Origin of the sequence: Mycobacterium sp. UM_Kg1 (assembly GCF_000972925.1) — a bacterium.
GTDB classification, from domain to species: Bacteria; Actinomycetota; Actinomycetes; order Mycobacteriales; family Mycobacteriaceae; genus Mycobacterium; species Mycobacterium hiberniae.
This window is the reverse complement of record NZ_JRMK01000344.1, coordinates 1-531: the sequence shown is the minus strand read 5'-3', so window position 1 is coordinate 531 and position 531 is coordinate 1. Positions and strand designations below refer to the sequence as shown.

The 531-nt window shown below is 68.2% G+C and carries 1 protein-coding gene; it reads right to left on the bottom strand.

Annotated features, from left to right (window positions below):
- On the bottom strand, positions 1 to 531 hold a 531-nt coding region (locus LI92_RS21465), incomplete at both ends, for an acyltransferase domain-containing protein (protein WP_046322617.1).

The following is a 531-nucleotide window of genomic DNA, read 5'->3' as shown; positions in this document are numbered from 1 at the left end:
GCCACCTCCATATTGACCCGCCGCGCAAACCGCTCCGCGCCGGCCACCGCAGCGATCACCGCATCCACCTGCGCAGGAGCACCGGCCACCACCGTCTGCCGCGGCGACAGATCCCCCGCCACCTCCACACCGGGATAACCGGCCAACAACTCCTGAGCCGCTGCGGCATCCAACTCCAGCAACGCCACCGCACCCTGACCGGCCTGCCGCGACATCAACGACGACCGCACCCCGATCACCTGCAAACCCTGCTCCGGCGTCAGCGCCCCGGCCACCACCGCCGCCGACACCTCCCCCATGGAATGCCCGATCACCGCATCCGGAACCACCCCATAGGACCGCCACAACGCCGCCAACGCCAACTGCAGCCCCATGATCACCGGCTGCACCTGAGCATCACCGGAAATCTCCCGGCCCTGCTCGAGCACCTCACACAGCGAAAAACCCACCTGCCGGACAAAAACCGGCTCCAACTCCGCCACCGCAGCAGCAAACGCCGGCTCCTCGGCCAACAACCGACGACCCATCCCC